This is a genomic window from Deltaproteobacteria bacterium (assembly GCA_005879795.1).
Lineage (GTDB): Bacteria > Desulfobacterota > Binatia > DP-6 > DP-6 > DP-6.
Genome location: VBKJ01000222.1, coordinates 1 through 17,213 on the forward strand (window position 1 = coordinate 1; position 17,213 = coordinate 17,213).

The 17,213-nt window shown below is 72.3% G+C and carries 16 protein-coding genes and 1 tRNA gene; 9 read left to right on the forward strand and 8 right to left on the reverse strand.

Features of this window, described 5'->3' with window-relative positions; all coding sequences use genetic code 11:
* The coding region (locus E6J59_19155; protein TMB16358.1) for a hypothetical protein at positions 1 to 2,444 on the reverse strand (2,444 nt) is incomplete at its 3' end.
* 283 nt (positions 2,445 to 2,727) lie between these two features.
* Here E6J59_19155 and E6J59_19160 point away from each other — a divergent pair.
* Entirely contained in the window at positions 2,728 to 3,834 is a 1,107-nt protein-coding gene (locus E6J59_19160; protein TMB16359.1) for a hypothetical protein, read from the forward strand.
* A gap of 4 nt (positions 3,835 to 3,838) precedes the next feature.
* Here E6J59_19160 and E6J59_19165 read toward each other — a convergent pair whose 3' ends face one another.
* Genes E6J59_19165 through E6J59_19180 form a run of 4 tightly spaced genes read right to left on the reverse strand, consistent with a single transcriptional unit; the run spans position 3,839 to position 6,913 of the window.
* A complete protein-coding gene (locus E6J59_19165) occupies positions 3,839 to 4,846 on the reverse strand; it encodes a sulfotransferase (GenBank protein ID TMB16360.1) in 1,008 nt (335 codons plus the stop codon).
* Between the two features lies 1 nt (position 4,847).
* Positions 4,848 to 5,159 carry a carboxymuconolactone decarboxylase family protein gene (locus E6J59_19170; GenBank protein ID TMB16361.1) on the reverse strand — a complete coding sequence of 104 codons (312 nt, stop codon included), beginning with the start codon at positions 5,157 to 5,159 and terminating at the stop codon, positions 4,848 to 4,850.
* Positions 5,160 to 5,399: a hypothetical protein gene (locus E6J59_19175; GenBank protein TMB16362.1), complete on the reverse strand. Its 240-nt coding sequence runs from the start codon at positions 5,397 to 5,399 to the stop codon at positions 5,160 to 5,162.
* A gap of 2 nt (positions 5,400 to 5,401) precedes the next feature.
* On the reverse strand, positions 5,402 to 6,913 hold the full coding sequence (locus E6J59_19180; GenBank protein ID TMB16363.1) for a long-chain fatty acid--CoA ligase: 1,512 nt from the start codon (positions 6,911 to 6,913) through the stop codon (positions 5,402 to 5,404).
* Positions 6,914 to 7,050: 137 nt separating this feature from the next.
* Between E6J59_19180 and E6J59_19185 the strand changes: the two genes are divergently transcribed.
* The 6 genes from E6J59_19185 (at position 7,051) to E6J59_19210 (ending at position 11,879) form a co-directional block, all read left to right on the forward strand.
* Positions 7,051 to 7,986, forward strand: coding sequence for an SDR family NAD(P)-dependent oxidoreductase (locus tag E6J59_19185; protein ID TMB16364.1), 936 nt, complete (start codon positions 7,051 to 7,053; stop codon positions 7,984 to 7,986).
* Between the two features lie 154 nt (positions 7,987 to 8,140).
* Positions 8,141 to 8,917 carry an SDR family oxidoreductase gene (locus tag E6J59_19190; protein ID TMB16372.1) on the forward strand — a complete coding sequence of 259 codons (777 nt, stop codon included), beginning with the start codon at positions 8,141 to 8,143 and terminating at the stop codon, positions 8,915 to 8,917.
* Positions 8,918 to 9,004: 87 nt separating this feature from the next.
* Entirely contained in the window at positions 9,005 to 9,874 is an 870-nt protein-coding gene (locus tag E6J59_19195) for a phytanoyl-CoA dioxygenase family protein (protein ID TMB16365.1), read from the forward strand.
* Between the two features lie 80 nt (positions 9,875 to 9,954).
* Positions 9,955 to 10,719 carry a hypothetical protein gene (locus tag E6J59_19200; protein TMB16366.1) on the forward strand — a complete coding sequence of 255 codons (765 nt, stop codon included), beginning with the start codon at positions 9,955 to 9,957 and terminating at the stop codon, positions 10,717 to 10,719.
* Positions 10,709 to 11,152, forward strand: coding sequence for a hypothetical protein (locus E6J59_19205; protein TMB16367.1), 444 nt, complete (start codon positions 10,709 to 10,711; stop codon positions 11,150 to 11,152). The genes E6J59_19200 and E6J59_19205 overlap by 11 nt, the downstream gene beginning before the upstream one ends.
* Positions 11,153 to 11,186: 34 nt before the next feature.
* Positions 11,187 to 11,879: an energy transducer TonB gene (locus E6J59_19210; GenBank protein TMB16368.1), complete on the forward strand. Its 693-nt coding sequence runs from the start codon at positions 11,187 to 11,189 to the stop codon at positions 11,877 to 11,879.
* 17 nt (positions 11,880 to 11,896) lie between these two features.
* Here E6J59_19210 and E6J59_19215 read toward each other — a convergent pair whose 3' ends face one another.
* Positions 11,897 to 13,321 carry a hypothetical protein gene (locus tag E6J59_19215; GenBank protein ID TMB16369.1) on the reverse strand — a complete coding sequence of 475 codons (1,425 nt, stop codon included), beginning with the start codon at positions 13,319 to 13,321 and terminating at the stop codon, positions 11,897 to 11,899.
* A gap of 270 nt (positions 13,322 to 13,591) precedes the next feature.
* Here E6J59_19215 and E6J59_19220 point away from each other — a divergent pair, with 270 nt between their 5' ends.
* The gene (locus E6J59_19220) at positions 13,592 to 14,275 is read left to right on the forward strand and encodes a hypothetical protein (protein ID TMB16370.1); all 684 of its coding nucleotides are present in this window, start codon (positions 13,592 to 13,594) and stop codon (positions 14,273 to 14,275) included.
* Between the two features lie 7 nt (positions 14,276 to 14,282).
* Here E6J59_19220 and E6J59_19225 read toward each other — a convergent pair whose 3' ends face one another.
* Together E6J59_19225 and E6J59_19230 are read right to left on the reverse strand one after the other, a co-directional pair.
* Positions 14,283 to 14,534: a hypothetical protein gene (locus tag E6J59_19225; GenBank protein ID TMB16371.1), complete on the reverse strand. Its 252-nt coding sequence runs from the start codon at positions 14,532 to 14,534 to the stop codon at positions 14,283 to 14,285.
* Between the two features lie 268 nt (positions 14,535 to 14,802).
* Positions 14,803 to 16,074, reverse strand: a complete 1,272-nt coding sequence (locus tag E6J59_19230; protein TMB16373.1) for a PilT/PilU family type 4a pilus ATPase — start codon at positions 16,072 to 16,074, stop codon at positions 14,803 to 14,805.
* Positions 16,075 to 17,009: 935 nt separating this feature from the next.
* On the opposite strand from E6J59_19230, the gene E6J59_19235 reads away from it, so the two are divergent.
* Positions 17,010 to 17,082, forward strand: a tRNA-Phe gene (locus E6J59_19235).
* Positions 17,083 to 17,213: the final 131 nt, after the last annotated feature.

Here is a 17,213-nt window from a genome sequence, read left to right on the forward strand (position 1 = left end):
AGCCCGGCCTGGCAGGTATCGGTCCGGGTGCAGGCGTTGCCGTCGTTGCAGGCGGCGCCGTCGGGCTTCGCCGGGTTCGAGCACGCGCCGGTGGCGGGGTCGCAGGTGCCCGCGTCGTGGCACTGGTCCGCCGGGGCGCAGGTGACGGGGTTCGTGCCGGCGCACAGCCCGGCCTGGCAGGTATCGGTCCGGGTGCAGGCGTTGCCGTCGTGGCAGGCGGTGCCGTCGGGCGTCGCAGGGTTCGAGCACGTGCCGGTGGCGGGGTCGCAGGTGCCCGCGTCGTGGCACTGGTCCGCCGGGGCGCAGGTGACGGGGTTCGTGCCGGCGCACAGCCCGGCCTGGCAGGTATCGGTCCGGGTGCAGGCGTTGCCGTCGTGGCAGGCGGCGCCGTCGGGCTTCGCAGGGTTCGAGCACGCGCCGGTGGCGGGGTCGCAGGTGCCCGCGTCGTGGCACTGGTCCGCCGGGGCGCAGACGACGGGCGTGTGCGTGCAGCCGGCAGGGGAGCAGGCGTCGATTGTGCAAGGGTTGCTGTCGTCGCAGCTGGCGGACGCCCCAAACGTCATCGCAGTCTGCGTGGCCTTGTCGCAGGTGCGCACGTCGGCTGCGGGCGAGGCCACAATGCCGTCCGTCGTGCTGACGAGGAGCATGTAAGAACCGGGCGCCAGCCCCGAGAGCTCGAGCATGCACGGCAGCGTGTCCGTCCACGCTACGGAGAGCGGCGCGGCGGGGAGCGCGGACGTCTCGGCCAGGACGTCGATCGCGCCGAACGTGTAGCCGGCGGCGCAAAGATCGGGTTTGTCGAAGTCGTTGCCGCCCAACTCGTCGAAGATCTCGACCCGTTGCGCCGTCCCGCCCGTCGTGATCGTCGCGTACGCCCAGGCGAGCCCGGTGCGTGCGTTGCCGGGGAGGCCACTGCTCTTGCGGATGCCGAGCCGGTTCACTCCCGGTCCGAGGAGCGCAAGCGCGTTGGCGAGAGGAACTCCGACGGTGGACGCCCCGGGCGTGCAGGTGCAGTGCACGCCGCTCGGCTCGGGCAGCACCCGCAGGACCGTCACGCCGTTGATGGTCAGGTCGAGGGTGTCCTGCGGGCTCGAGCAGGAGGTCGCGAGCCAGGTGTAGGTGAGCGCGCTCACCCCCTGGCCGTCGAGGATCTCGACCATGCCCGCGAGCGGCGTGCCGCTCGGGCTTGCCAGGTGCACGTCGGCATCGAAGCGGGTGTCGCCGGCGACGATGCCCGCGATCGACACCTGGGGGCCGCAGGCGTCTGCGATGCCGTCTCCGTCTCGGTCCTCCTGGCCCGGGTTCGGCTGCGTGGGGCAGTTGTCGCACGCGTCGCCGATACCGTCGTGGTCGCTGTCGGCCTGGTCGGGGTTGGGGACGGTCGGGCAGTTGTCGCGGGTGTCGCACACGCCGTCGTGGTCGGAGTCGGCGCCGCCGGTGGGGCAGGCGTCGCACGCGTCGCCGATACCGTCGTGGTCGCTGTCGGCCTGGTCGGGGTTGGGGACGTCCGGACAGTTGTCGCAGGCGTCGCCCACGCCGTCGCCATCGCGGTCCTGCTGGCCCGGGTTGGGCGTGAACGGGCAGTTGTCCACCCCGCTGCAGATGCCGTCGTGGTCGTTGTCGGTTCCCGGGCCGACGCAGTTGTCGCAGGCGTCGCCCACGCCGTCGCCGTCGCGGTCGGCCTGGTCGGGATTGTAGGTCCGGCGGCAGTTGTCGACGCTGTCGCAGATGCCGTCGCCGTCGCGGTCGCCGCCATCGGGGCAGGGATCGCAGACGTCGCCGCGGCCGTCGCCGTCGCGGTCGGCCTGGTCGGGATTGTAGACGGACGGGCAGTTGTCGCACGCGTCGCCGACGCCGTCGCCGTCCGTGTCGGTCTGCTGCGGGTCGGCGGCATTCGGGCAGTCGTCGCAGCCGTCGCCCAGGCCGCCCGAGACACCGTCGGTGTCCGTGTCAGTGCCCCCGGCCGACGCGACGTCGAAGCTGTAGGCGGCGCCGTCGCAGAGGGCGCGGGCGGCGCAGGTCGCGGTCTGGTTGTTGGGGAACCCGTCGAAGAGGCACGTGCTCGCCGGCCCGCTCGCGGTCGAGACGCTCGCGCGCACGAAGCCCAGCGCGACGCCGTGGCCGCCCCCCGTGACATCGACCCGGAAGCTGTTGCAGGCCGCGGGATCGAAGAGCGCGAGGGTCGCCGCATCGGTGAAGGTCGCGACCAGCGGGCTCGCGTTGCACGCGCAGCCCTGTGTCGAGGGGACGGTCGCGAGCAGCGTGCCGTTCAGGTAGAGCGCGAAGCTGTTTGCGCCGGCGCCGTCGCAGTCGCCGTGCTCGATGGTGAAGGTGATGGCCGTCGGTGTGAGATGGGTGGCGCGTGCGGCGGCGGGAACGAGGGCCGCGAACAGCAGTGCGGCGACGATCCCGAGACGAGAGCGAAGTCTGCGGCGGACGTGCATTCATCCCCCTGCTCGACCCGCGTGCGGTGCGCGGCCGAGTGCGTGTGCAATGCAAAATCGTGTGCGGGGGAGTGTCTCAAGAACCGCGCCACGGCGCGGGGCGCACGAATACGTGCTTCGCGTGCGCGGCACCGGCAGTTTTTCGACTGCGCCGGCTTCGGTATGACGGCGGGGGCGGAGAACGCGCTGCTCGCTGACGCGGCGAGCGCGGGCTCAGCCGCCGTGACCTCCGCTTGACTGCGCGGCGGCGCTCGTGGAGGTGTCGCCGGAACGGGAGGGACACATGAGCTGGGTGGAACGCTCGATGATCGTTGCCGTGCTGCCCGCACTCGCATCCGCCGCCCACGCCGACCGCCAGGTGATCGCGCCCGGCACCGGGCTGCAGAGTGCGGTCGAGGTCGACTCGGGCGCCAACGGCATCTGCCAGACGAAGGCGCGCGGCGACGACCTCCAGGCCACCCCGGTGGGGCGGGGGACGCCCTTCCAGGACGAGATCCGCTGCGGCCCGGACCGGATCGCCAACACCGCGGCAGCCGGCGACGACCGCCAGCTGATCGCGGTCGGCAGTGCGTGCGGGGGCGCGCGAGCGATCGTGGTCGACACGGGGCCCGACGGCATCGCGAACTCGACCGCGGCGGGCGACGACGTGTGGGACATCCCGGTCGGCAACGCGGCGCCGAACACTCCGTGCGTGCTCACCGGCGCCAACGGGCTCGCCGACACGCCCGATCCGGCGGGCGGCGACGACGTCCGCATCCTGCTGGCCGGGCACGCGGAGCTGAACACACCCGTCATTCGCTGCGGCCCCAACCATGTCGCCGAGACGACGGCCAACAACGTCCACCCCGGCGGCGATGACGTGCAGCGGGTGGGCGTGGGTGCATCCTGCCCGGGCACCGCCACGGTGGTCGTCGACTCGGGGGCGAACGGCATCGCCGAGACGCGCGCGCAGGGAGCGGAGCTGGTGCTCCGGCTCGCCAACTCGCGGCCGCTCACCATCCCCATCCGCCGCCGCGGCACGGCGAGCCGGACGGTCAAGCTCGCCGTCTTCAACGAGGAGTTCGCCGGGCCCGCGAGCCGCGCCTACGTGCTCTCCGTGAGCGACGGCTCGTGCCCGGACGGCACCGTGACCCAGGTGGACGCGGACGCGCGCACCCCGGGGCTGCAGACGACCGCGACCGTGCCCGCCGGCAAGCACGTCAAGGGGAGCTTCGTGGTGACGCTCGCCCTCGAGAGGGTGACCTCGGTGTCGCGGAAGATTCCCTTCCGCTGCACGGTGAATGTCGAGGCGGACGCAGTCGACACGGCCCCGGCTCCCGACGACGCCGCCAACCCCGACAACAACTCGGCGAGCGTCGAGATCGACGCGGTGGACTTGAACGACCTGTAGCGAGCTACTCGCGCAGGACCACGTCGAGCGCGAACCGCAGGCGCTTCAGCACGCGCCCCAGACGGTTGTGGTGGATGTTTCGCCGCAGCGCCACCAGGAGCTTCCGCTCCAGAGCATAGCGCGTCGGCGCCTCGCGTTGCACGGGGACCGGGCCGCCACGCGCCGCCTCCAACTCCTCGACGATCTGCGCGCGGGGGTAGCCGAGGGTCTCCAGGTCCGCCGGGTCGAGCGCGTCCACCAGTCGGCAGACGAGCCCGAGCGTCTCGGGCCTGGCCGCGATCTCCGCCGCCCACCGGCCGACCGACGAGGTGACCGGCCGCGTGTGGCGCGCCACGCCGGTCGGGTCGCCGAGACCCTGGGGCGCGTCGCCCCGCTCGCCGTAGGCGATCGCCTTCGCCTCGAACGGGATGCCGAGGTGATCGCAGACGCGGCGGAAGTGGGTCTCGGGGTCGCGCACCAGCTCCTCGTACCGGACGTGCGCGAACGGCACCGGCTTCTCGCGCAGCATGCGTGCGAGCGCCGGGACGTAGCGGGCCAGGATCGGGTTGTGGTCGAGTGCCACCCGGTAGTCGCCGTCGAAGAACGACTCGACCCAGGAGCTGAGCACGGCGAGGGGGTGGCGGGTCAGGACCACGTAGTGAGCGCCGGGATAGAGCCTGGTCAGGAAGGGGAGCACGAGCGCGTAGGCCGGCGTCTTGTCGAGGAAGAAGCGCTTGCCGGGCACGGTCGCGAGCATGCGGGCGTAGAGCGTGTCGGTGTAGGCGCGCAGCGCGTCCAGGTAGTCCTCCTCGCCGCGCGGCAGGGCGGCCACGAACTCGTGGATCGCCTGCTCCGCGTTGAAGGGATCGTAGGGCGCCTTCTGCACGTTGCCGTAGAAGCCGAGGTGAGCGATGGGCGTGATCAGATGCGGCTCGGCGCGCTGGTAGATGGCCGAGTGCGCGCCCATCATGCGCGCGAGCAGCGTCGTGCCGGAGCGCGGCGCCCCGATCAGGAAGATGAGGCGCTCCTGCATCTCACGGCGCTTTGGGCCGCTTCGTCGCCAGGCCGTCGGCCTCGACGCGCAGCGAGCGGTTCCAGCGGGCGCGGAAGTTCTCGAACGCCGCCTGCGCCGTCAGCTCGACGATCTCGCGGTCGGTGAAGTGCCGGCGGAGCTCGGCGAACTGCGCCTCGCTGATGTCGTTCGGCGAGATGGTCACCATCTCGGCCCAGGCGATCGCCGCGCGCTCGCGCTCCGTGAAGCCCGGGTGCTCCGCGTACCGCTCGAGCGCCTCGAGCTTGTCCTCCGGGATGCCCTGTTTCCTGCACACGGCAGTGTTGATGTCCATTCAGAAGACGCAGCCGATGAGCGAGGCGACGCGCAGGTGGACCATCTTGCGGAGGTTCGCGTCGATCGCCCAGCCGCCGGTCTCGAACAGGGCGTTCATGATGGTGAGCGCCGGCACCATGCGCGGCGCGTGGGCCGCGATCGGGTAGGGCCGGAGGTCGCGGCCGAACATCCGCCGCATCATCCACATGCAGAAGCGGGTCGCGAGGCTGCGGTGCGTGGCGGGCGCGAGGCGAGCCATCGTCAGCTCCTCGTCCACTGCTCGCGGAGCAGCGTCTTCTGCACCTGCCGCGTCGAGGCGGTGCGCGGCAGCGCGTCGAGGAAGCGCACGACGCGCGGCTTCTTGTAGCCCGCGAGGCGGGCGCGCACGTGCGCGACCACGTCGTCCTCGCTGAGTGCCGTGCCGGGGCGCGGGACGACCGCCGCGGCGACGATCTCCCCCCAGTCGGGGTCGGGCAGGCCGAACACGGCGGCCTCCGCGATGGCCGGGTGGTCGAGGAGGCAGCGCTCGACCTCGGCCGGGAAAACGTTCTCGCCGCCGCACTTGATCATCTCCTTGAGGCGCCCGGCGACGTGGAGAAAGCCCTCGTCGTCGAACGCGCCGAGATCGCCGGTGTGGAGCCAGCCGCCGCGTAGTGCCTCGGCCGTCGCGTCGGGCATGCGCCAGTAGCCGAGCATGGTGAACTCGCTCCGGCAGACGATCTCGCCCGTCGTGCCGGCGCCGACGTCCCCGTCCTCCCCGTGGACCACGCGCACGTCCACGTTGAGCGCCGGACGGCCGACCGAGGTCGACTTGCGGAGCACGTCGCGCGGGCGCAGCGTCGCGATCGGCCCCGCCTCGGTCTGGCCGTACATGACGAAGAGGTTCGGGTTGCGGAAGCGCGCGACGATGGTCCGCACCTGCGCCTCGGTCATGACCTGGGTGCCGCTCCCGAGCGCGCGCACCGAGGAGAGGTCCGCGCGCTCGAACTCGGAGAGGGCGAGGACGGCGTTGTAGAGGGTCGGGATCAGGTAGAGGTAGGTGACGCGCTCGCGCGCCACGGCGCGCAGGATCTCGGCCGGCTCGGCCTTCTCCATGAGCACGACCGTGCCGCCGTTCGCCCAGTAGCCGAGCGGCATCGCCCAGCCGCCCATGTGGAACATGGGGAACATGCAGAGGCCGACGTCGTCCTCGCCGAGGCCCGTGGTGGTCTGCGTCTGCATGGCCTGGAGCGCGTAGGTGCGGTGGGAGAGGAGCGCGCCCTTCGGATCGCCCGTCGTGCCGCTCGTGTAGAGCATGACGTGCGGATCGTGCTCGGCGAGCGCCGGGTCGGGCTCGGGCTCGGCGTCGGAGGCGCGCGCCATCAGGTCCGGCGCGTCGCGATCGAGGGAGATCACGTGCCGGAGCGCGGGGAGCTCGCGCCGTACCTCCTCGACGACGCCGGCAAACCCGTCGGCGTGGAGGAGCACGCTCGCCTCGGACTGCGCGAGCACGTAGCGCACCTCGCCGGCGCGGTAGCGGAAGTTGATCGGCACGTGGATCGCGCCCAGCTTCGCGACGGCGAAGTAGATCGCCGGGTACTCGACGCGGTTCTCGGCCAGCGTGGCGACGCGATCGCCGCGGCCGACGCCGAGCGCGCGGAGCGCGTGCGCGAGGCGGTTCGCCATCGCGTCGAGCCGGCGGTAGGTGACGCGCTCCTCGCCGATCACGTACGCCGTCCTCTCCGGGCGATGCCGCGCCTGGCGCCGGACGATGCCGCCGAGGAGAAGCGCCATGGGCGCTCTCTAGCAGAGCGTCACGGGTGGTGCGACCTTACCGCCCGCGCGAGTCGATCCTTGCCGGACATTGACACCCGCGACGCACGCATGTTAGCCGACCAGCGCTCGTCACCGACGCGCACTCCGGAGGTCGCATGAGCAAGCTCCTCGACGGCAGGGTCGCCGTGGTCACCGGCTCGGGCCGGGGCATCGGGCGCGGCATCGCCCTTGCGCTGGGGCGCGAGGGCGCGAAGGTGGTGGTCAACGACGTCGGCTGCGACGTTGCCGGGCGCGGCACCGCCGCCGATCCCGCGGCCGAAGTGTGCAAGGAGATCGCCGCGCTCGGCAGCGAGGCCGCTCCCAGCTACGACAGCGTCGCCGAGTTCGAGAGCGCGGGCCGCATCATCAAGACGGCGCTCGACAGGTGGGGCCGCTGCGACATCCTGGTGAACAACGCGGGCATCCTGCGCGACAAGAGCCTCGCCAACATGGAGCCCGACGACTTCGACGCGGTCCTGAAGGTCCACCTCTACGGCGGCTTCAACTGCTGCCGGCACGCGCTCCCGGTGATGAAGGAGAGGAAGTTCGGACGCATCATCAACATCGTCTCGAGCGCCGGCCTGCGCGGCAACTTCGGGCAGGCGAACTACGGCGCCGCCAAGGCGGGGCTCATGGGTCTCACCTTCGTGATCGCGGTCGAGCACATGAAGGGCAACGCCGAGGGCAAGTACTCGATCACGGCGAACGCGCTCGCCCCGGCGGGGCTCACCCGCATGGTCGGCACGATCCCGGGCATGGAGGGGAAGCCGATGCCGCCCGAGATGAACCCCGATCTGAACGGGCCGATCGTCGCCTTCCTCGCCTCCGACCTGGCAGCGCACGTGAACGGCCAGATCTTCGGCCGCCGCGGCTACGCCTACACGCTCTTCCAGACCCCGAAGCCGGTCGCCGCGCTCTACAAGGAGGGGGGCTGGACGGCCGGCGAGATCGCCAAGAACTTCGACGCCGCGTTCCGCGAGCACCTGTCGGTGCCGGGCATCCCGCCCACCCCCGCGCTCCAGCAGGCGGCAGCCGCGGCGAAGAAGGGCTGAGCCGCGACGTGACAGGTGAGACGATCGGCGTGAACGGTGGCCCGGCCGTCCCCAAGATGATCTGACGGAGGCGCGCGTGGCTCGTGACCTGCTGAAGGAGATCCGCGCCGACCTGCTCCCCGCGCACATCAAGACGAAGCGCGTGACCGAGCTGATGGACCTCGGCGGGAAGAAGGCGGTCGTCACCGGTGCGGGCGGCCCCGGCCTCGGCCAGGCGTGCGCGCATCGCCTGGCGGGCCTGGGCGCGGCGGTGGCGGTGGTGGATCTGAGCGAGGAGGGGGCGGCGCGGGTCGCGGCGGAGGTGCGCGAGCGCTGGGGCGCTCGGGCCGTCGCGGTCCAGGGGAACGTGTTCGACTGGGCGCAGGCCGAACGCATCGTCCGCGAGAGCCGCGAGAAGCTCGGCGGCCTCGACATCCTGGTGAACAACGTCGGCGGCGGCCCGGCTGGTCCCTTCTTCAAGCAAACCAAGGACGAGATCGACCTGGCAGTCCACCTGACCCTCATGGGGACCCTCTACTGCTCGCGCGCGGCGCTCGACGTCATGATCCCGCAGCGCAGCGGCCGCATCATCAACGTCGCCTCGGAGGGCGGCCGCATCGGCATGAAGAACCTGGTCGTCTACAACGCCTGCAAGTCCGGCGTGATCGGCTTCACGCGCAACCTCGCGCACGAGGTCGCGCCGTACGGCATATACGTGCTCGGCGTCTGCCCCGGCATCATGCTGCACGAGACGCTGAAGGCGATCCTGCGCGACCCCGACGCCTACCCCGGGGCGTGGGAGAGCATGATGGAGGGTTTCAGCCGCGTGCCGCTCGGCCGGCCCTCCGAGCCCGAGGAGGTGGCGAACATGGTCGCCTTCCTCGCCTCGGAGGCCGCGAGCTACATGTGTGGCGTCTCGGTCAGCATGGGCGGCGGCATGGCGATGGACTGAACGGAGTGTCCATCTACCGGTGAGCCCGGGTTGATCAGAGGCGATCCCGACCGGCCGCGCCGTCTGCAACCTCAGTGAAGAGGATCAATGCGGATCACCGACGAACATCTCGCTCACTGGCGCCGGCACGGCTACGTCGTCGTGCCGAATTTCCTGACCGAAGCGGAGCTGGTGGCGATTCAACCGAATGTCCGTCGCTACTTTCCGACCGACGAGGAGTACCGGACGGCGCCGGAGCGCTATCTGGACGTGGGCGGCTGGCGGGAGCTTCCCTTCGTCGGCGACGCTCTCAACGACCTCGCCACTCACCCGGAGCTCGCCTCCTTCGCCGAGCGCGTCATCGGGACGAGAGAGATCCTCCTGACGCAGGCGATTCTCTGGGGGAAGTACGCCGGGGTCGGCGACCACGAGCAGCGGCTCCACGTAGACTTCATGAACAACACCCTCGTCCACCCCCGCGACGAGGGCCCGTTCGGGCAGACCGGGACGATCGTCTACCTGAGCGACGTCACCGAGGAGCTGGGTCCCACCTGCGTCGTCTCGAAGGAGCAGACACGCGAGCCCCCCTCGCTCGTCCCTCGCATGCGCGACCGGGATCAGTTCCCCGTCCTCTACGAGCAGGAAGTAGCGGTGACCGCCCCGGCCGGCTCCGTCCTCCTCTACTCGATGAGCACGTTCCACCGCGGCTCGGCCTTCCGGGCAGCGACAGGCGCCCGTTTCACCTTCCACGTCGTCTTCCGGGCGAAGGACTCGCACTGGATGGGCTTCAGCGCCTGGGCGCGCGCGGGCCAGGAGCCGGCGCTCCAGCGCTTCCTCGAGCGGGCGACCCCTCGGCAGCGCGAGCTCCTCGGCTTTCCGCCGCCGGGCCACCCGTACTGGAACGAGGAGACGCTCGCGGGCGTCGCCGCCCGCTATCCGGGGATGGACATGACGCTCTACCGGGACGCGTTCCGGTAGACAGCCGTCCTCGGCAATCGATACATGGTGAAACATGCCGCTGCAGCGCCGGCCTTCGCGACGCGGCCACCTGCCGCAGCATGCGAGGCCCGCGGCTTGCTCCGGACGAGGGCGTGCTCCCCGCGCTTCGCCTCGTCCTCGGCGGCACCCAGGTCGCCGTCGCGCTCCACGGCCTCGCCATCGTGCTCGGCGTCGGGGCGGGCGCGCTCCTCGCCGTTCGCCGCGCGCGCGAGCCGGCGGTGGTGGCGGTCGCCGCGGCGGCCGTCGCGGCGGCGTCGCTCGTCGGCGGGCACGCGCTCTTCGCGCTCGTGCACGGGGGCGGCGCGGGTGGGCTCGCGTCGACGGGCGGCATCGCGGCCGGGCTCGGCGCGGCGGTCGTCGTCGCGTGGGTGACGGACCGACCCGCCGGCGAGCTGCTCGACGCCATCGTTCCGGCGGGCCTCCTGGCGCTCGCCATCGGCCGCGTCGGCTGCTTTCTCGCGGGCTGCTGCCACGGACGGCCGACGACGCTCCCGTGGGGCGTCGTCTTCCCGGGGCTCGGGCCCCCGGCCCGCCATCCGCTCCAGCTCTACTCGGCCGTCGGCGACCTGCTGCTCTGCCTGCTTCTGCCGCGGCGCGCGCGCGTGCCCGGTGCCGTCGCGCGGCGCGGTTGCATCGGCTTCGGGTGCCTCCGCGCCGCGCTCGAGACGCTGCGCGACCCGGCCACCACCGACCTGATCCCCGGCGGCTGGCTCACGCTCCCGCAGGCCGCGGCGCTGCTGCTCGCCCTCGCCGCGGTGAGCTTGCGCCCCCGGGAGCCTTCCATTATGCCTCCGGACCGAAGGAGCCTTGCGCATGGCCGATGAGAAGACGTTGAAGGACATCGCGGTGTGGAGCGGCCACCGCGAGCTTACGCTCGAGGACATCGCCGTCATCCAGCCCGGTCTCGGGCGCATCATGCCCGAGATCGGCGCGCGCGCCTGGAAGGTGTTCTACGCCGCGAAGGCGCGCAACTGGCCGCTCGCCCGCTTCCAGGCGAAGGAGATCCGCGGCCTCATGGAGCTGGCCGCCTTCACACGTCCCAAGTACGAGGAGAACCTGAACCAGTTCCTCGCCGAGGACTGGAAGCCGCTCGAGGAGGCGATCGCCAAGGAGGACTTCCCCGCCGTCGAGGCCGCGTTCCACAGGGCGGTGGAGAAGGCCAACGCCTACCACGAGCTGCGCGACAAGCCGTACATCAGGTGGAAGCTCCCCGACACGCCGCCGCCCGACCTGGATCTCACGCCGCGCAAGAAGTAGGCCAGCGGCGCGCGCGCCCCGTGCGCTGAGGGTCATGTCGGGCGCCAGGCGGCTCGCGGCCTCGATCGGTGCTTCGGCGCTGGCGCACGCGCTGGTGCTCGGGGTCGCGCTGCGCGGCGAGCGGGGCACGCTGCGCCCGCCGCTCATCGCGATCCCGGTCGCGCTCGTGGGAGGCGTCGGCGGGGGTGGCGGTGCGGCGGGCCCGACGACGGAGCCCGCGCTCGCGCCCGCCCCCGCGCCCGCCGCCCCGCTGGTCCCCGCGCCCGCGCCGCCGCCGGCGAAGTTGCGCCCGCGGCGGTCCGCCGTGGCGCGCCGAGCGCCGATGGCGCCGCTTCCGCCAGCCGAGAGCGCGACGCCGGCGGGCGGCGGAGAGGGCACCGGGGTCGCGGGCGCGAGTGGCGGCGGTGGCGGCGACGGTAGCGGCGGCGACGGCAGCGGCGGGGTGCGCGTCGCCTACGGCACGAATCCGCTTCCGCCGTACCCACTGGTGGCGCGCCGGCTCGGCAGGGAGGGCGTCGTCCTGCTCGGGATCCTGGTCGCGCCCGACGGGCGGCCGGCGGAGGTGCGCGTCCTTCGATCCTCCGGCTTCGCTCCACTCGACGACTCGGCCGTGGCGACCGTGCGCGACCGCTGGCGCTTCATCCCGGCCAGGCGCAGCGGCGAGGCGGTCGGGGGCCGCGTCAAGGTGCCGATCCGCTTCCGGCTCGCCGGCGAGCCGGAAGGCTAGGAGTCTCGGACAGCCTCCTAGCGCTCCGCGACGAGATCCCCCACCTCCCACAGCGCGACGTGCCCGGCGGTGTCGCCGGAGACGAGCACCGGCCCGGCCCAGGCGAGGCCGAGCACCTGGCGCGTGTGCCAGGCGAGCGTCGCCACCACGGTCGCGCGCGGCAGCGCGGACACGCGCACGCTGCCGTCGTTGTGGGCGCTCGCCACGAGGTGACCGCCGGGCGCTGCGGCGAGCCGCGTGATGCCCGTGCCCGGCGGGCCCTCGGCCACCAGCGCGCCGCTCCCGGGGTCGAAGACGCGCAGCGCGCCGTCGTTCCCGCCCCCGAGGAGGAGCCCACTCACGAAGAGGAGCACGCTCGCCGGGCCGGGCGGCGCCGCGATCACGTGCGACGGCGTGTCCGCGCCGATGGGATAGAGCGCGACCGAGCCCAGCTCGCTGCCGACCGCGACCTGCTTCCCGTCGGGGGCGAAGGCGACGCCCGCGCCCTCGCGCTCGACCGGGAAGCGGCCGAGCTCGTGGCCGTCCTCGGCGCGCACGAGGTGCGCGCTTGCGTCGTAGAAGGCGGTCACCAGCAGGGTCGCGCCGTCCGGCGACCAGGCGACGCTCCGGACGACGCCGCGCGGCGCCGCGAGCTCGCGCGCCAGGCCGCCCGTGCGGATCGTGTAGCGGAGGAGGCGGCCCTCGAGCGCGACCACCGCCTCGCCGCCGTCCGGGCTGACCGCCATGTCGTTCGCCGATTCGGGGTGCGGCTGGAGCCCTTCCGGCCCCGGCACGACGAACGGCGGCGGCGGCGCGAAGGCGAGCGCCAGCTGCCCCGCCGGCAGGCGCCACGCGCTCACGCCGAGGTCGACGGCAGCGACCAGCGCGAGCGCGCCGCCGGGCGTCGCCGCGACCACCGTGACCGGGTGCGCGAAGTCGAGCGTGCAGTGCGGCGCGCGCGCGGCGCCCGGGCGCGCGGCGAGCGCGACGCAGCCGTGCACCGGAACGCCGGCCGCCCCGGCGCCCCCGGCGCCGGCGAGGAGCACGAAGTCCATCTCGACCGCCTTCCCGCCGACGCTCAGCGCGAAGTGCGCGGTCACCTCCGAGCCGTCGAGCGCGGGACCGTTCGCCTCGAGGGTGTCGCCCGCGGCCGCGAGCGGCAGCCGGCGATCGCCCTGGGCGAGCTCGAGGGTGACCGTGCCCGTCGCGCTCGTCGCCGGCAGCGGGCGGCGCCAGAAGTCGCTCAGCCACACGCGCACCCGACCGTCGGGGGCGGCCAGCGCCTCGAGGTGCAGGTCGCCCGCCATGCCGACCACGCCGCCGTGGTGCGGCGTGTGATCGTGGACACCCGGCCCCGAGGCGAGGGTCGATGTGGTGGTCGACGTGCACGTCGAGTCGACGCCCCGGCTGCACGCGGCCGCCACGGCGAGCGCGAGGAGCGGCGGCAGGCGGCGCGCCGGCATGCGGGTCGCGCCCGTATAGCGGCGGCGCGTGGGGGTCACAAGCGCGCGAATCGGAGCGAGTGACAGCGGCGCGTCCGTCGCCGACCGCGGTCGCCAGTGCTGCTTGACGGCGCGCGCTCTTCAGCGGCCGCCCGGGGCGACCGACGGGGTCCGGGAACGTGAGCCTGCCCCGCCCCAGGTCCGGGACGCGGACGGCACCGCGACCCGGATCGGTGCGGGCCACAAGGAGGATGGTGCCGTTTCGGCCGCGTTTGGTGGTAGGATGACGTCGTGACCGACGAGCCGCCACTGATGCTCGGCCGGGCGGCAGCGAGCATCCTCCTGCTCGTCGCTTCGGCGTCCCCCATCGCCGCCGCGGACGGGAGCTACTTCCCCCTCCGGGCCGGCAACTGGTGGTCCTACGAGGAGCTCGACGACGATGGCCGGCCGCTCTCGCGGGAGACCTGGACCGTGCTCGACGCCACGCCGGCCGACCGGACGGGCGAGTTCCACCTCCGCTCGTTCACCAAGCGCCTCGACATGCTCGGGCACATGGGTCGCCGCTGGGAGGGGCACGAGTTCCTGCGCACGACGGACCTGGGGCTCCACAAGCGCTATCCGGCCAGCGGCCGCGACAACGAGTTCGAGGTGACGCTGCTCAGGGAGCCGGTCGCCGCGGGCACGCGCTGGCACGACGCGCAGGGCGACTGCGAGGTGATCTCGCTCGGCGGGTGTACGGGGCCGCGCGGCGAGCTGCCCGACTGCGCCATCATCGCCTGCCGTCTCGGCCGGCCGACCGCGACCGTGGTGACCTCGACCTACGCGCGCGGCATCGGCATGGTGCGGCAGGAGCTCGACGTCGTGCAGTTCGTGGCGGGCTTCCACGCTGCCGGACCGGTGCCGCTCCCGTGCGACGGCGCCAAGGGCGGGCACTCGACGCTCCGCCTGACCGCGTTCCATGTCGCGGCACGCTGAGGCCGCGTCAGTTCCGGTAGATGCGGCAGTCGTAGCGGGCGTGCAGCTCCTCGTAGAGGCGCTGTCGCTCGGGCTGGGAGAGGCGCGGGAGGCCCGCGAGCAGGCGGGACAGCGCGGCCTCGCTCACCGTCGCGTCGTCACGCGCGCCCGCCGGTGTGACCCCGGTGCCCTGGCAGAGCGGACAGGGATCGGGATCCCCCTCCTGGTCAGCCCAGAGCCCGGTGCCGTCGCAGAATCCGCAGGCTGGCCGCCGGTCCACGATTAGAACCCCCGCGTAGTATTCGCCCCGCCTCGCGCGAGGTCAAGGCGGCGAAAGTCCGGGCCGGCGCGGAGCCGCCGCGGTTGACCCTCCGCGGGCGAGCCGCCAGGGGTTCGTGCTCCGCAGGGCCAGGTAGCTCAGTCGATAGAGCACGTAACCAAAATCACGCCGCCAGGCGCCGGTCCAGGCGCCCGAAGCGGTCGAGACGGCCGGTGAGGGGGTGGTCGACGCGTGCAGCGGCCTGCACCTGGGGTTCTGGAGCCCGAGCTCAGTCCTTCAGCCAACGCTGGAGGTCTTCCGGGCTCCGCGCGGCGGCGAGGGCCGTCTCGCGGGTGATGCGGCCGGTGCGCACGAGATCGACGAGGGATCGTTCGAGGGGGATCATGCCCTCGTCCTGGGCGAGCTGAATCTGTGTGACGAGCTGGTGAGTCTTGCTCTCGCGGATCTGGGCGGCGATCGCATAGCTCGCGCGCAGAACCTCGACCGCGGGCACGCGTTTGCCGGGCTCCTTCGCCGGTAGAAGCCGCTGCGTCACGACGGCGCGCAGGACCGAGGCGAGCTGAATGCGCACCTGCGCCTGCTGCGCGTCCGGGAAGACGTCGATGATGCGGTCGATGGCCATGGCGCCGGTGCCGCTGTGAAGAGTCGAAAGGACGAGGTGGCCGGTCTCGGCGGCGGTCAGCGCCAGGGAGATGGTCTCGAGGTCGCGCATCTCGCCCACCAGAATGACGTCGGGACTTTCGCGCAGCGCCGCCCGCAGACCCGAGCTGAAGCTCTCCACGTGGGAGCCCACCTCCCGCTGATGGATGAGGCTGCGCTGGGGCGAGTGCAGGTACTCGATGGGATCTTCGAGGGTGATCACGTGGGTGGCCCGCGTTCGGTTGATCTCGCCGACGAGCGCGGCGAGCGTCGTTGACTTGCCCGACCCGGCCGGTCCGTTGAGAAGCACCAATCCGTCGCGCAAGGCACCCAGTGCAGCGAGCGAGCGCGGAAGCCCCAGCTCCTCCAACGTGGGAATGCGGTCGCGAATGGGGCGGAGCGTCAGGCAACGGCCGCCTTGGTGCCGAAAGAGATTGGCGCGGAACCGGCGCAGCTCATCCGCGGTGTCGAGTGTACAGGCAAGATCGGCGCTGCCGGTCTCATCGAACCGCGCGCGGGTTTCGGACGTCATGTGGGCGGCGAGGAAGCTCTCGATGTCTTGCGCGGTCGTGGCGGGCCGGTCCTCGCTCTCGAGCTGGCCGGCGAAGCGCAGCCGTGGCGAGCGCCCCTCCGAGAGGATGATATCCGAAGCGCCGCGGTCGAGCGCGTCGACGACGAGCGATTCGAGGCTGGGGGTCCGGCGCACCGACGTCGATGTCGAAGGCGACGCGAGCGCGGCAACGACGAACCGGAGGACCGTCCGCTCGCCGGTCGATTGCGCCGTGACGTTGAAGGACTCGTTGTTTCGGTCGGATCTGTAGACGAGCTCGACGGTGGCCTGCTCCCGCAGGCGCTCCCGCTGCTCGGGGTCGAGAACCTCGTCGATGAGCGCGGCGAACATCGCCGGCGCCAGCGCCGGCATGCTGAGAGGACGCGTGGCGCCACCCACGAGCAGGGCTGGCACTTCGCCCGTCGCCAATACGAGCCCGCTCGCCTTCTGCATCTCGATGAGGGCGAGCAACCCGTCGATGGCCGCCATGGACAACTCATCATGGACGACCGGAGCCTCCGCGCCAACGGGGCAGGATCAGGCGAGGATTTGAGCGCCAGCGCGGCGCTCGAGAGGCGCTGGCCCGGATCGGGAGCGAGAAGCCGCGCGACGCGCTCGAGGAACGGCTCGAGCGGCGGCGCGGGGACTAGGATGCGACGCTTCGGGGACGCTCGATGGCACGGGCACCGAAGCGTTCTAGGCTGCCATCTCTTCCTGGCGCAGGACGGCGGCGAGGTCGGGCGTAGGCGAACTGCTCGTTGTTCCCGTGGTTGTATTGCTGGTCTTCGGCTATCCGCGACCACGAGGCGCCTTGCGTTGACGAGGTGGTCCCGTTGATCAGCACGTAGCCCGAACGGATCGGTTCGGCGAAGTAGAGGTCGGCTTCGGGACGACGAGTTCCTCGCTGCACCGGCGGGTCGCGCGGGCGATCCTGAAGAGAGCCCGGGTGCGCACCGCGACGACGAACCCGAGTTGGACGTGCTATCGATCCAGCCAGCGTGAGATGCGTGAGGGATCGCGCACGTCTGTTAGCGCTCCGCCCCCTGTTACCAGCGCCGCGCGTCGGCGCTAGTGGGGTCCGCCCCGTGCCGTCTCCGGTCGCAAGGCGCATGTCGAGCGCGCGTCCCGCCTCGGGCACACGGTGGGCAAGACGCGCTCGGGCGAGGCCTACAGCGGGCTCCACGCCAGCAGCTTGAAGCGCCCGTACCGGTGTGCCCATATTGTGCCCGCCGTAGAGAGGACACACAGCGGCAGCGCGACGGTCTAAGTGCCCGTTTCTCCTCACTGGCCAGGTAGCTCAGTTGGTAGAGCACGTGACTGAAAATCACGGTGTCGGCGGTTCAACTCCGCCCCTGGCCACTTCGATTACGCGAGGTTAGCCGCAGGCGCCTCGCTGCTCTCGGGCCGTGTGTCACTGAGAGTGTCACCACGCACCCGGGAAATCCGCTGCACGGCCTCGCGCAGATGGCTCGGCGCGAGGTGTGCGTAGC

Excerpts from the sequence above, each read along its gene's own strand:
- E6J59_19210 (TMB16368.1), top strand. The coding sequence starts at position 11,187 with ATGTCGGGCGCCAGGCGGCTCGCGGCCTCGATCGGTGCTTCGGCGCTG.
- E6J59_19190 (TMB16372.1), top strand. The coding sequence starts at position 8,141 with ATGGACCTCGGCGGGAAGAAGGCGGTCGTCACCGGTGCGGGCGGCCCC.
- E6J59_19195 (TMB16365.1), top strand. The coding sequence starts at position 9,005 with ATGCGGATCACCGACGAACATCTCGCTCACTGGCGCCGGCACGGCTAC.
- E6J59_19165 (TMB16360.1), bottom strand. The coding sequence starts at position 4,846 with ATGCAGGAGCGCCTCATCTTCCTGATCGGGGCGCCGCGCTCCGGCACG.
- E6J59_19170 (TMB16361.1), bottom strand. The coding sequence starts at position 5,159 with ATGGACATCAACACTGCCGTGTGCAGGAAACAGGGCATCCCGGAGGAC.
- E6J59_19200 (TMB16366.1), top strand. The coding sequence starts at position 9,955 with ATGCGAGGCCCGCGGCTTGCTCCGGACGAGGGCGTGCTCCCCGCGCTT.
- E6J59_19175 (TMB16362.1), bottom strand. The coding sequence starts at position 5,399 with ATGGCTCGCCTCGCGCCCGCCACGCACCGCAGCCTCGCGACCCGCTTC.
- E6J59_19205 (TMB16367.1), top strand. The coding sequence starts at position 10,709 with ATGGCCGATGAGAAGACGTTGAAGGACATCGCGGTGTGGAGCGGCCAC.
- E6J59_19185 (TMB16364.1), top strand. The coding sequence starts at position 7,051 with ATGAGCAAGCTCCTCGACGGCAGGGTCGCCGTGGTCACCGGCTCGGGC.
- E6J59_19180 (TMB16363.1), bottom strand. The coding sequence starts at position 6,913 with ATGGCGCTTCTCCTCGGCGGCATCGTCCGGCGCCAGGCGCGGCATCGC.
- E6J59_19230 (TMB16373.1), bottom strand. The coding sequence starts at position 16,074 with ATGTTCGCCGCGCTCATCGACGAGGTTCTCGACCCCGAGCAGCGGGAG.
- E6J59_19160 (TMB16359.1), top strand. The coding sequence starts at position 2,728 with ATGAGCTGGGTGGAACGCTCGATGATCGTTGCCGTGCTGCCCGCACTC.
- E6J59_19215 (TMB16369.1), bottom strand. The coding sequence starts at position 13,321 with ATGCCGGCGCGCCGCCTGCCGCCGCTCCTCGCGCTCGCCGTGGCGGCC.